This window comes from uncultured Empedobacter sp., from assembly GCF_937930195.1.
GTDB classification, from domain to species: Bacteria; Bacteroidota; Bacteroidia; order Flavobacteriales; family Weeksellaceae; genus Empedobacter; species Empedobacter stercoris.
On the sequence record NZ_CALGVK010000183.1, the window covers coordinates 17,483 to 29,997 of the forward strand.

12 protein-coding genes are annotated in these 12,515 nt (G+C 32.8%); 10 read left to right on the forward strand and 2 right to left on the reverse strand.

Annotated elements, in window-relative coordinates:
• Together Q0616_RS10855 and Q0616_RS10860 are read right to left on the reverse strand one after the other, a co-directional pair.
• A complete protein-coding gene (locus tag Q0616_RS10855) occupies positions 1 to 1,260 on the reverse strand; it encodes a D-alanyl-D-alanine carboxypeptidase (RefSeq protein ID WP_298776943.1) in 1,260 nt (419 codons plus the stop codon).
• Positions 1,260 to 2,204, reverse strand: a complete 945-nt coding sequence (locus Q0616_RS10860) for a mechanosensitive ion channel domain-containing protein (protein WP_284582800.1) — start codon at positions 2,202 to 2,204, stop codon at positions 1,260 to 1,262. Before Q0616_RS10860 ends, Q0616_RS10855 begins: the two co-directional genes overlap by 1 nt.
• Before the next feature lie 134 nt (positions 2,205 to 2,338).
• Between Q0616_RS10860 and Q0616_RS10865 the strand changes: the two genes are divergently transcribed.
• The 10 genes from Q0616_RS10865 to Q0616_RS10910 all read left to right on the forward strand — a co-directional run bounded on the left by Q0616_RS10865 (position 2,339) and on the right by Q0616_RS10910 (position 12,443).
• A complete protein-coding gene (locus Q0616_RS10865; protein WP_225538878.1) occupies positions 2,339 to 3,643 on the forward strand; it encodes an OmpA family protein in 1,305 nt (434 codons plus the stop codon).
• A gap of 111 nt (positions 3,644 to 3,754) precedes the next feature.
• Positions 3,755 to 4,885 (forward strand): tRNA guanosine(34) transglycosylase Tgt, encoded by a 1,131-nt coding sequence (gene tgt, locus Q0616_RS10870; protein ID WP_171622607.1) that lies wholly within the window; start codon positions 3,755 to 3,757, stop codon positions 4,883 to 4,885.
• A 1-nt stretch (position 4,886) separates the two neighbouring features.
• A complete protein-coding gene (locus Q0616_RS10875) occupies positions 4,887 to 5,981 on the forward strand; it encodes an LptF/LptG family permease (RefSeq protein WP_298776944.1) in 1,095 nt (364 codons plus the stop codon).
• 187 nt (positions 5,982 to 6,168) lie between these two features.
• The gene (locus Q0616_RS10880) at positions 6,169 to 7,419 is read left to right on the forward strand and encodes a T9SS type A sorting domain-containing protein (RefSeq protein WP_284582803.1); all 1,251 of its coding nucleotides are present in this window, start codon (positions 6,169 to 6,171) and stop codon (positions 7,417 to 7,419) included.
• 317 nt (positions 7,420 to 7,736) lie between these two features.
• Positions 7,737 to 9,659, forward strand: coding sequence for a threonine--tRNA ligase (thrS, locus tag Q0616_RS10885; protein ID WP_284582805.1), 1,923 nt, complete (start codon positions 7,737 to 7,739; stop codon positions 9,657 to 9,659).
• Positions 9,660 to 9,718: 59 nt separating this feature from the next.
• Positions 9,719 to 10,228, forward strand: coding sequence for a translation initiation factor IF-3 (infC, locus tag Q0616_RS10890; protein ID WP_225532389.1), 510 nt, complete (start codon positions 9,719 to 9,721; stop codon positions 10,226 to 10,228).
• A gap of 58 nt (positions 10,229 to 10,286) precedes the next feature.
• Positions 10,287 to 10,484, forward strand: coding sequence for a 50S ribosomal protein L35 (rpmI, locus tag Q0616_RS10895; protein WP_038337133.1), 198 nt, complete (start codon positions 10,287 to 10,289; stop codon positions 10,482 to 10,484).
• Between the two features lie 94 nt (positions 10,485 to 10,578).
• Complete coding sequence (rplT, locus tag Q0616_RS10900; RefSeq protein ID WP_171622611.1) at positions 10,579 to 10,923, forward strand: 50S ribosomal protein L20; 345 nt, start codon at positions 10,579 to 10,581, stop codon at positions 10,921 to 10,923.
• An 88-nt stretch (positions 10,924 to 11,011) separates the two neighbouring features.
• Positions 11,012 to 11,677, forward strand: coding sequence for a phosphatase PAP2 family protein (locus tag Q0616_RS10905; protein WP_298776945.1), 666 nt, complete (start codon positions 11,012 to 11,014; stop codon positions 11,675 to 11,677).
• Positions 11,661 to 12,443 (forward strand): nitrilase-related carbon-nitrogen hydrolase, encoded by a 783-nt coding sequence (locus tag Q0616_RS10910; protein WP_225541717.1) that lies wholly within the window; start codon positions 11,661 to 11,663, stop codon positions 12,441 to 12,443. Before Q0616_RS10905 ends, Q0616_RS10910 begins: the two co-directional genes overlap by 17 nt.
• Positions 12,444 to 12,515: the final 72 nt, after the last annotated feature.

The following is a 12,515-nucleotide window of genomic DNA, read 5'->3' on the forward strand; positions in this document are numbered from 1 at the left end:
TTAATAATGATCTCTCACAATTCTTAAGAGTTTTTCATTCTCATTTCTGATCCACGATAAATTTTTAACTGAATTATTATTCATTAAACTAAAAATAAGTGTTCGACCAGATTTAGTTTTCAAATAACCACTCAACGTTACATTATTACTTAATGTTCCTGTTTTAGCGTAAATATAGGGTTGCATCGTATCTCTGTATCTATTTTTTATAGTTCCAGTTTTACCTCCAATTGGGAAAATAGAAAACAAACGTTCTTCTGGAAATTCGTTATACATTTTTTCTAAAACTTGTGAAAAACTTTGCGGTGTAAACAAATTGTAACGCGACAAACCAGAACCATCAAACCATTCGGGTTGCTGTTTCAACTCTTTTAATAAGTTTTGCTTTGCATACGCTATAATTTCTGTAGCACTTAATTTCCCTGGTAATGTACTCGAAGCTAAAATCAATAAATGTTCTGCCAAAAAATTATCACTATTCTCCATCATTTCGCGGTAAACATCATCTGACTTCTGACTGTAAAAAACTTTTGCTTCTCTTGCCATTGGCGATTTGACCATATCAACTGGTTTACCCAAAATTTGCGACAATGACTTTTCGATTACCGTTTCATTTACAATAAAGGGTACTTTTGCTGAACGTTTTTTGTTGCTGATATAAAATTTATTATCATAAAAACTCCTTGGTTCTGGCATCTCTCTAATTTCTGTTAATTCTTCGAAATAAGTAGGAAATGTTTTGATGGAATTCCCGTTTTTAGAAATAGACACTAAGTTTTCATGAATCGGGAACTGACTTCTTTCTGGTGAATAATCTTTTCTAAAATCATCCCAAGTCCATCCTGGTAAAAAAGATTCTTCATCAAAATTATTCCAATGAAAGATAAGTTTAGATCCATTATTTTTCAAAAAGTCTACTGCTCGTGTATTTTTATATTTTGGGTGCAAAAATGTTGGATCTCCAGTTCCTTGTACATGTAATTCATCGTTAATTAATTGATATTTAAACGCAGGAATCGAATCGTTCAACATTTTCATCGCTGTATAAAGCGTGAAGATTTTGGTGTTAGAAGCAGGAATAAAAAACTTGTTCCCATTGTAATTATACAATTCTTCTTTTGTTATTGGATCATACAAATAGAATCCTGTAAATTGAGTCGAGTAGAAATCTGAGTTAAGATGCTGATCAATTAATTCTTTCTTCTGTGCACTTATTTGCACAGAAGAAAGAATTAAAAATATAATCAAAAAATACTTCATTATTCTTTGTTTTCTAATGGATTTGTAGGTGAATTGGCTTCATTTTTAAAAACCATTTCCGTATGTGGATAAGGAATTGAAATATGATGATCATCTAAAGCATATTTCACTGCTCGGTATAACTGCCAATAAGCGGTCCAATAATCGCTATTTTTAACATAACAACGTATGGCTAAATTAACGCTACTATCAGCAAATTCTAAAATTTCTACGGTTTTTGATTGTGCATCATCAACCAACTCATTTTTATCTAAAACATCTAATAATACTTGACGAGCTTTGTCAAAATCGTCATCATACGAAATGCCTACATTTACATCTAAACGACGGTATTCTTTGACCGAATAATTGATGATTGGATTATTAAATAAATTACCATTTGGCAATGTAATAATTTGACCTTTTGCAGTTGCTAAAACGGTATTCAATATATTAATCGATTCTACTGTTCCCTCATGTCCTTGCGAAACAACATAATCTCCAACTTTGAATGGTTTGAAAATAATGATGAGTATTCCTGCCGCAAAATTTGATAAAGAACCTTGTAAAGCTAAACCAACTGCCAAACCAACTCCACCAAGTGCAGCAATCAATCCCGAAGCATTTAGTCCCAATCGATCTACAACGAACATTAAGATGATAACTTTAAAAAAGATATTAATGATTGGTACTAAGAACGAACGAATAGACAAATCAACATTACGCGCTATCATTCTTTTTTCAATAAGGTTTTTCAGTTTTGTTGATATCCAAAAACCGATGGTTAAAGTTAAAATAGCAGAAACCAAGCTCCAACCTATTTCAGAACCTTTTGTGATTAAGATATTGGTGATATATTCTAAATCTTTAAATGGCGTTGCAATCACATCTTTTAAACTATCCACTTTGTCTTCTTCTTGCATTGTCTTATTTATTGTCAAATTAGTTGATAAAATTAATTCCAATCTTACATCTTTTCAAAAAAATATAAAAATTATCACTTTTTTTAACTATTTTTAACCATCATGAACATTGGTACAATATTGGTAAATAACTAATTACAACAACAAAAAAACTATAATTAAAAAAATCGAAAACTATGAACATTATTGATTTAGTAAAAGGGTACATTAACCCAAATTTAATCTCGAAAGTTTCATCAGAATTAGGCGAAAGCGATACTGGAATTTCAAAAGCAATGAGTGCTTATTTGCCTATTTTGTTAGGAAGCTTAGTGGATAAAGGTAGTTCTACCAACGGATTATTTCATGCAATCAAATCTTTTGGTGCTTCGCGAGGATTATCCAATATCTCAACAACACAAGAAACACCAGATAACTTAATTAGTATAATCGCTACTCTTTTAGGAAATAATACACAACCTATTATTGCAAAAGTGGCAGAGTTTGCAGGTATTTCAACAGCTTCTTCATCAAAATTATTGGACTTAACCGCTTTAACAACATTCGGCTCAATAGGAAAAGAAGCTGAGTTTAATAATTTGACAGAACGTGATTTCTTCTCACAATTAGCTGGAATGAAAGATAAAATAGTAGGTTTAATCCCTGCAGGATTAGGACTTGGTGCATTAGGTTTAGGATCTTTCTTTACCGATAAACCCAATATTTCTGAAACCGCTACAGAAACAGTAGAGCCTGCCAAAGAAAAAATTAAAGATGCTTTTGCTGAAGTTAAAGATACGGTTAAACCAGAAGAAAAACCTTTTGTTGAACCTATACATTCTTCTCATAATCATAACGAAAATAATAGCGGTGGCGGATTTTGGAAATGGATAATCCCTCTAATTATTTTAGGTTTAGCTGCATTTTTCTTGTTGAAGTATTGCAAAGACGAAGATAAAAATGTAACAACAGATACAGAAGTAATCACGGATAGTGCGATTTTTAGTACAGACAGTATTGAAACTACAAAAGAATTATCAACAATCGACTTAGACGGAATTGCCTTATCAGGATATGCAAATGGTTTAGAAGATCAAATTATCAAATTTATCAAAATGCCAGAATTTGCAAATTTAACAGAAGATCAATTAAAAGATAAATGGTTTAACTTTGATAATGTGAATTTTGTTTTTGGCAAAACTGATCAATTAGAAGCGGGTTCGGAAGTACAATTAGATAATGTTACAGCTATTTTGAAAAAATATCCTAACGCAAAAATAAAACTTGGTGCTTACACGGATAAAGTTGGTGATGATACCAAAAACAAAGAGATCTCTCAAAAAAGAGCTGATTACTTAAAAGCTGAATTAGCTAAACGTGGTGTTGGTGCGCAAGTTGTTTCTGCTGAAGGTTACGGAGAAGAGTTTGCAACAGTGGCAGAAACAGCTTCTGATGAAGAAAGAGCTTCTGACCGCAAAATGTCGTTACGTTTTACAAAATAATCATTTCATAAAATTTCTACATAAGGGTAAAGCAAACTTTATCCTTATTTTTTTGTTATTTTTTTCGAAACCAACTCGCAACAAGCTAAACAATTAATATCTTTGCACACTATGAAATTTTCAATCGATAAAAAAGACGAATTTTCAAAGGCAAGAGCTGGAGTTGTAGAAACCGATCACGGTAAAATTCAAACACCTATTTTTATGCCTGTTGGTACAGTTGGTACAGTAAAATCTGTTCACCAACGTGAGTTAGAAGAAGATATTAAAGCCCAAATCATTCTTGGAAATACGTATCATTTGTATTTACGACCAGGAACTGATATTTTACACAAAGCAGGCGGATTGCATCAATTTATGAATTGGCAAAAACCAATTTTGACAGATTCAGGAGGATTCCAAGTCTACTCTTTGTCGACAAGTCGTAAGAAATCCGAAGAAGGTGTACGTTTCAAATCGCATATTGATGGTTCTTATCATATGTTTACACCTGAAAAATCTATGGAAATCCAGCGTTACATCGGTGCAGATATCTTTATGGCTTTTGATGAATTAACAGGAATTCCTGCCAAATATCACGATGCAAAACGTGCCATGCATGTGACACATCGTTGGTTGGAGCGTTGTAGAACTTGGTTGAATAATAATCCTGAATATTACGATCACAAACAAACGCTTTTCCCAATAGTACAAGGAAACGATTTCAAAGAGTTGCGACAAGAGTCTGCAAAATACATTGCCGATTTCGGTGCAGAAGGAAATGCAATTGGTGGTTTATCTGTTGGTGAACCAGAACCTGTTATGTACGAAATGACAGATATCGTAACAGAAATTCTTCCTCAAGACAAACCTCGTTATTTAATGGGAGTTGGGACGCCTTGGAATATTATCGAATGTATTGCACTTGGAGTTGATATGTTCGACTGTGTAATGCCTACGCGTAATGCACGTAACGGTATGTTATTTACATGGAATGGTGTTATGAATATGAAAAACGCAAAATGGAAAGATTGTTTTGAACCATTAGACGAAAGTGGAACGAGCTATGTGGATAGTTATTACACAAAAGCCTATGTTCGTCATTTATTTAATGCACAAGAATCTTTAGGAAAACAAATTGCATCAGTTCATAACCTTGCCTTTTATTTAGATTTGGTAAGAGTTGCAAGAGAGCATATATTAGCAGGAGATTTCGCTCAATGGAAAGAACAAATTGTGCCACAACTAAAACAACGTCTGTAGTTTGAAAATAATTGATAAATACATCATCCGAAACTTTATCGGAACCTTTATCTTCATGGTCTTGATTTTGTCTACCATCGCTGTAATTGTCGATCTTAGTCAAAAATTAGGACGTATTAATGATAGTGGATCCACTGCTTATTCGGCATTAACCCAATTTTACCCCTATTGGTCAATTTGGATTATTAACACCTTTTTACCCATTGCTGTTTTCATCTCCGTGATCTATTTTACTTCACGGTTAACAATGCAAACTGAAATTGTAGGTGTGCTTTCGGGTGGAATTAGTTTTTATCGATTTACCCTTCCATATGTTTCGGTAGCTATATTTTTGGCAATCTCAGCCTTGGTTGTTGGAAACATTGTTTTGCCATGGGCTAATATCAAGAAAAATAAATATGAATATGTTCATATGCTCAGCAACTCAAAAAAGGAAGAATATTACAAAAGGCAACGCATAGGTTCACAAATTTCGCCAAAAGAATATGTTTTTGTGGATAGTTATGATAGAACAGAAAAATTAGGAAGTTCTTTTGTCTACCAAAAATTTGATTCAACTGAATTAAAAAAACAAATCATTGCCTCAAGTTTTAATTGGAACGACAAAGATTCTACATATGCATTGATAAGTGTTTATACAAGAGAAATAAACAAAGATCATACTGAAAAATTAACGTACGAACCCAATACAAATATAAAATTGCCCGCTTCGCCTGACGAAATTTTACCAGAAGAATATGTTGCAGAAACAATGAATACTTTTGAGCTAAATGAATTTATTCAGAAACAAAAAGCAAAAGGTTCTGCCAATGTTAACACCTATCAAAACGAATTAAACAATCGTCTGAGTGTTCCTTTTTCTACAATTATTTTAACGATTTTAGCTTTATCACTTTCATCTAAAAAACGACGTGGAGGAATCGGAATCAACTTAGCCGTTGGTATTTCGTTAGCGTTTGTGTACATTTTCTTTTCGCAAACAACTTCTACATTTTCCGAAAAAGGATATGTTTCCCCATTTGTCGCCTCATGGATTCCGAATATCGTTTTCGGATTACTGACCTTATTTCTCTATTTTAGACGAGCACGAACTTAAAAATATTTCAAAAATCCAGTTTCTAAACGAAACTGGATTTTTTTTGTAATACACATAAATTACTTTCTGTTACAATCGACTTGATTATTAAATTGAAAATCAATATATTTACTACATTCTTAACATCGGTCAATATCCGTTTTCAGATGTTATAATAGTTGATTTGTTAAACGATAATAATTTTGATATGAAAAAAATATTACGCTTTCTATTTTTAATACTTTCGGTTACTACTTTTTCTCAGGAAACATTAAATACCATGTTTTATAATGTGTTTAAATTTCCGGTTTCACTCCCTCAAAATCGTCAATTGATTTTAAGAGATATTTTAGACGACTACAAACCTGATTTATTTATGATTTGTGAATTGGTAACAGAAAATGGTGCTGATTTAATTCTAAATACCTCGTTGCAAAATCAACCTGACAAATTTGCGCGCGCGCTTTTTGTTGCGGATACAACCAAATTAGATGATCCCTTGCAAACAATGGTTTTTTATAATACACGTAAATTAACATTGGTCAACCAGCAACGAATCCCAACAGTCTACCGCGATATCAATCAATATTCTTTTCAATTGAATACAACGTCCAACGATCCTATTCATTTAGAAGTTTTTGTAGCTCATTTAAAATCGAGTACAGGACCTGCTAATCGTCAAATGCGTTTGGAAATGGTACAAGAAGTAACAAAATCATTAAAAAATTTAACACAACCCAATACCTATGTACTTTTTGCGGGTGATTTTAATTTTTATAATTCATCAGAACCAGCTTATCAAGAAATTTTAAACCCTGAAAATGCTATTTTGATGGTAGATCCCTTAAATGCACCAGGGAAATGGCAAAACAATCCGGATTTTAGTTATTTACATACTCAGAGCACTCGTGTTTCAAACGTCGGTTTTGGTAGCGGCACTAACGCAGGAGCAGGCGGTGGATTAGATGATCGTTTTGATTTTATTATGATGAGCGATAATTTCAAGAACAGCACACGTTTATCTTATGTAAACGACAGTTATAAAGCCTACGGAAATAATGGAAATTGTTTGGACAAAGACGTAAAAGATCCCGATTGTACGGGGATTTACTCACAAACATTGCGAAATAATTTATACAATATGAGTGATCATTTGCCTGTTGTAGCGCAATTTAAAATACACGAAAGTTTAAGCACAAAAACAATTGACTCAAAACCTTTTATTTGGTTACAATCATCTACGATAACAAATGAAAAAATTACAATTGGTATTGATAAATCTCGATTGAACGCTCAAAACAATACGCTTTTTATTTACAATTCAGTTGGTCAATTGGTACAACCTGTACCACTAAATAATCAATCGAGCATCACAATTGATTGTCAAACCTTAGCTTCAGGAGTTTATTACATCAAAACAAAAGAGTCAAACGAAGTTTTAAAATTTATAAAGAAATAATATTTCTAATTTACTTATTGATGAAAAATTTATTATTCCAACCTTAATTAGTTTAATTCTTTATGCTCTAATTACACGTCCTGGATTTTTTAATTTAATTCCATACTCTATTCATCAAAACTTGTTTAGAAATAGTATTCGAGAAAATATTTTCATTTACCTTTTTGATTTTTTATTTTGTGTAGCTATCTGGTTTATCAGTTATAAATTCATTAATCCCAAACGATAATATTTTAATCAAAATCAACCCTTTAAAAATTTCGTCAACTTACAGAAAATTCGTATTTTTGCATCTTAGTACAAATTCTAAAAGTAAGATGATAAACATTTCTCTTCCAGATGGAAGTGTAAGACAGTATGAGAGTGGCGTAACACCTATGGATGTAGCGCTTAGCATTAGTGAAGGTTTAGCACGTAATGTCATTTCGGCTATAGTAAACGATAAACAAGTTGAAACAACAACCCCAATCACCACAGATGCAACGATCAAATTGTTAACCTGGAACGATGAAATGGGTAAAAAAGCTTTTTGGCATTCGTCTGCTCACTTATTAGCACAAGCTATTGTTGAGTTTTATCCAAACGCTAAATTAACAATCGGACCTGCAATTGATAAAGGTTTCTATTATGATGTTGATTTTGGGGAAGATAAATTTACAGAAGCTGATTTTGCGAAAGTTGAAAAAGTAATGTTAGAGAATGCAAAGAAAAAAGCTGAATTCAAATTATATTCAGTTTCAAAAGCTGAAGCGTTAGAAACATATAAAGACAACGAGTACAAAACAGAATTAATCTCTAACTTAACAGACGGAGAAATCACATTCTGTACACATGATAACTTTACAGATTTATGTCGTGGTGGACACATTCCAAATACGGGAATTGTAAAAGCTGCTAAAATATTGAATGTTGCGGGTGCATATTGGCGTGGCGACGAGAAAAATAAAATGTTAACGCGTGTTTATGGTATCACATTTCCAAAACAAAAAGATTTAACAGAATATCTTGAGTTATTAGAAGAAGCTAAAAAACGTGATCACCGTAAATTAGGGAAAGAATTAGGTTTATTTGCTTTCTCTGAAAAAGTTGGTGCAGGTTTACCACTTTGGTTACCAAAAGGAGCTGCTTTAAGAAGAAAATTAGAAAACTTCTTATTAAAAGAGCAACAAAAAATGGGATACGAAATGGTTATCTCTCCACACATTGGTCAAAAAGAGTTGTATGTAACTTCTGGTCACTATGCAAAATATGGCGCAGATAGTTTTCAACCAATAAAAACACCAAACGAAGGAGAAGAATTCTTGTTAAAACCAATGAACTGTCCTCACCACTGTGAAATTTATAAAACGTCACAATGGTCGTACCGCGATTTACCAAAACGTTATGCTGAATTTGGTACAGTTTATCGTTACGAACAATCAGGAGAGTTACACGGTTTAACACGTGTACGTGGATTTACTCAAGATGATGCTCACTTGTTCTGTACACCAGATCAATTATTAGAAGAATTCAAAAAAGTAATTGATTTAGTACTTTATGTATTTACAAATCTTGGATTTGATAATTATTCGGCTCAAATCTCATTAAGAGATCCCGAAAACAAAGAAAAATACATCGGTTCTGACGAAAACTGGGCAAAAGCTGAGCAAGCCATCATCACAGCAGCAGAAGAAAAAGGTTTACCAACAGTTGTAGAATATGGTGAAGCAGCCTTCTACGGACCTAAGTTAGACTTTATGGTGAAAGATGCATTAGGACGTCAATGGCAATTAGGAACAATCCAAGTGGATTATAACTTACCAGAACGTTTTGATTTAACTTACACTGGAGCAGACAACGAAAAACACAGACCTGTAATGATTCACCGTGCGCCATTTGGCTCTATGGAGCGTTTCATTGCTATCTTGTTAGAAAATACAGCAGGTAATTTACCACTTTGGTTAACACCAGATTTATTCACAATTTTACCAATTAGTGAAAAATATGTGGAATATGGAGAAAAAGTATTAAATTTGCTGGCCGAAGAGGAAATTAACGGATTGATTGACAGTAGAAATGAGAAAACTGGTAAAAAAATTCGTGATGCCGAAATCAGCAAAATTCCTTTCATGTTAATCATCGGTGAAAAAGAAGCAGAAAACGGTACAGTTTCTGTAAGAAGACACGGAGAAGGTGATTTAGGAGAGATGACTATTCAAGAGTTTATCAACTTCATGAAAGAACAAATCAAATTAAAATAATTTAAAACAGAATAACTATCGCAATTAGAAGAAAAGGCGGCAGAGGTCCAGCCAGAGTAATTAAGGAAGATCAACATAAGATCAATGATAAGATTGACGCGAAAGAAGTACGCGTTGTTGGAGAAGGTATAGAACCTGGTGTATATCCAATTTCTAAAGCTTTAGAACTTGCAGAAGAACAAGGTTTAGATTTGGTTATGATCAGTGAAAAAGCCATTCCACCTGTTTGTCGTGTCGTAGAGTACAAAAAGTTCTTATACGAACAAAAGAAAAAAGAAAAAGAGCTTAAAGCTAAACAACAGAAAATTGTCGTTAAAGAAATTCGTTTCGGTCCTCAAACAGATGATCACGATTACGAATTCAAAAGACGTCATGCAAGATCTTTCTTAGAAGAAGGTTCTAAATTAAAAGCATACGTTTTCTTTAAGGGACGTTCTATTATCTTTAAAGATCAAGGAGAAATCTTATTGTTACGTTTAGCACAAGAATTGGAGGATGTTGGAAAAGTAGAACAAATGCCAAAACTTGAAGGTAAAAGAATGATTATGATGATGGGACCTAAGAAATAATTAGGTTTCATTATCTTACAAAAAATAAAAACGTTTTAATTTTAAATAATTTGTAATCATGCCAAAATTAAAAACAAAATCTGGAGCGAAAAAACGTTTCAAATTAACAGGAACAGGTAAAATTAAAAGAAAACACGCTTTTAAAAGCCACATCCTAACAAAAAAGGAAACTAAACAAAAGAGAAATTTAACTCAAACTGGTTTAGTGGATCAAGCTGATGTTCATTCAGTAAAACAACAATTAAGATTAAAATAAGAACCTGTTCTTATTTGGTTTATTAATTCATTATTAACCCTGTCGTTGGGCCTTAAAGCAGAGAAATCTCGCCCACTACAAAAAAATTAAAATTATGCCAAGATCAGTAAACGCAGTTGCGTCAAGAGCTAGAAGAAAAAGAGTTTTAAAACTTGCAAAAGGATATTTCGGAAGAAGAAAAAATGTTTGGACTGTTGCTAAAAATGCAGTAGAAAAAGGATTAGTTTACGCTTACCGTGATAGACGTCAAAAGAAAAGAAATTTCCGTGCGTTATGGATTCAAAGAATTAACGCTGGAGCAAGATTACATGGATTATCTTACTCTAAATTTATGGGTGCTGCAAACAAAGCTGGTATCGAATTAAACCGTAAAGTTTTAGCGGATTTAGCGATGAACCACCCAGAAGCTTTCAAAGCTATCGTAGAAAAAGTAAAATAATTTTTTTTAAACAATATTAAAACGTTTTAAAACTTGGCTATTTAGTCAAGTTTTTTTTTGCCTAAATTTGAACAAATAATAATTTTCGATGAATCAACAAAAAGACTTATTTCTAAGAATTTGGCCCTTTTTTATTGTATTTTTTATCTACAATTTTGCTGCTATTGCCATGACACAATATTTTGGTCGCGATGAATTGCATTTGCATTTCAATAAATATAGCAATCATTACTTCGATAAATTCTTTGTATTCTATACAGATTTCGGAACCTACTATTTATTTTTCATCTTGCTCGGCTATCTTTTATGGAAAAAAACACAACGATATTTTTATTACCTATTCGTTTCAGGTGCTGTTGCATCAACAATAAGTGTCTTTTTTAAGAATGTATATTTTGAACAAGTTTTGCGTCCAGGATACTATTTCACTCAAAAGAAAATAGACATCGTTTTGGTCAAAGATTACGCGATACAAATGGCATCAACTTTTCCATCAGGACATTCATTAACGGCCGTTATAATCTCGATGATGTTGTGTTTACTCACAAAAAACCGATGGTTACAACTTTTTTTCGCCTTACATTTTCCAAGTATTGCAATTAGTCGAATTTATTTATCGCGCCATTTCGCTATCGATACAGTCGGTGGAGCACTTATCGGATTTTTTATGTTTATCTTTACGTATTACATCATCAATCATTCGAATAATCCAAAACTAGATCATAAATTTATCAACAATGGAAAAGCAAACTAAACTAAAAATATCATTGATTCAATACGATGTTATATGGGAAGATGCGAAAGCAAATCAAACCTATTTAGACAAATTGTTAAGCAATCATCAAACCGATATTATATTGTTACCCGAAATGTTTGCTTCAGGATTTTCGATGAATGTAGAAAAAATTGCTCAGAAACCTTTTGGAGAAACATTCGAATGGATGCAACATAAAGCTAAAGAACTGAATTCTGCGATAGCTGGTAGCATTTCTACACACGAGAATAACAACTACTATAATCGTTTTTACTTCGTCTGTCCAAGCGGCTCTATTTACATATACGACAAGAAACATTTGTTTAGTTATGGAAAAGAAGCGGGTGTTTACGCTGCAGGTGATAAAATTGTCACCATAGATTATAAAGGATGGCAAATTCGACCAATTGTTTGTTATGATTTACGTTTTCCGGTTTGGATTCGCAACACAAAAGAAGATCCATATGATTTGATTCTTTGTAATGCCAGTTGGCCAAAAGCACGCCGTGAAGCATGGATTTCGTTATTAAAAGCAAGAGCAATAGAAAACATGGCTTTTGTCGCAGGCGTAAATAGAACTGGTATAGATGGCTATAATCTCGTTTATCAAGGAGATTCTCATCTTTTTGATACCTTAGGCCAAGATTTAGAAACGATAAACAAGCATGCAGAAATTTTACAATTCGAGATTGATAAAGAACAACAAGATAAAACTCGTCAACATTTCAATTTCTTGAACGATCGAGATTCATTTTATTTTGGATAACTCATAGCTCAACTTCGGTTGGGCTTTTTTTATGGCGTTCCCTCGCCAACAAAATTATAATTAAATAGTAAA